The sequence below is a fragment of the Pseudoflavonifractor sp. 524-17 genome, assembly GCF_009935845.1.
Lineage (GTDB): Bacteria > Bacillota > Clostridia > Oscillospirales > Oscillospiraceae > Pseudoflavonifractor_A.
On the sequence record NZ_QWEK01000140.1, the window covers coordinates 1 to 790 of the forward strand.

Below are 790 nucleotides of genomic sequence, written 5' to 3' on the forward strand. Positions count from 1 at the left end.
TTTTCTCACCCTGCTCTATTTTACCTCGTTTATATGAAAAAGTCTGCCGAAGGGCAGACTTTTTCGACAGGCTGAGCCGCCCCTAGGGGGCGGCAGTATTTGACAAAATGCGGCGCGTGATGGTATGATGGACAGGCCCCCGAAAAGGGGCAGGGCGCTGTTACATAAATGGCGGTTGGCCACTTCCCTGAGAAGGGAGGTGATGCGGATGGGAGACGGACGCTGGGCGAAAGCCCTGCGCTTCGTGGTTGTGTTTCTGGCAGTCGTGTGGCTGCTGGTCTACATAGGCCCAAAAGCGTGCTAGCCGCTCGGTGGCCCCCGAACGGCTAGCAGGTTTAACCTTGTTTAGCTTGTAGGGCTGACCGCCTGTAGCAGCGCCCTTTCTGTCTTTATTATACGTACACGCCCCCTTTTTGTCAAGGTGACGGAACGGAGGTTTTTTATTTGCTGGAGATCAACAAAAGCCGCCTGTGCCACCCGGAGAACGACACCAGGGGGCGCAGGGAACCGATTACTTATCTGGCAATCCACTATGTAGGGGCGCTGGGCAATGCCAGGGAGAACGCCCAGTACTACGGCAGCAGGGGCGGTATCGGGGCCAGCGCCCACTATTTTGTAGACCACGGCCCGGGCGCGGCCATTTACCAGAGCGTGCCGGAGGGCCACACCGCCTGGCACTGCGGGCGCAGCGACGGGAAATACAAGCACCCCAAATGCCGCAACGCCAACAGCATCGGCATTGAGATGTGCTGCCGCAAGGACAAGTCGGGGACGTGGTATTTTGACCCGG

General features: G+C 58.2%; 1 protein-coding gene. It reads left to right on the forward strand.

Annotation, left to right across the window (positions count from 1 at the left end; translation table 11 throughout):
* Positions 1-444 precede the first annotated feature (444 nt).
* The coding region (locus D1159_RS19020; RefSeq protein WP_243152415.1) for a peptidoglycan recognition family protein at positions 445-790 on the forward strand (346 nt) is incomplete at its 3' end.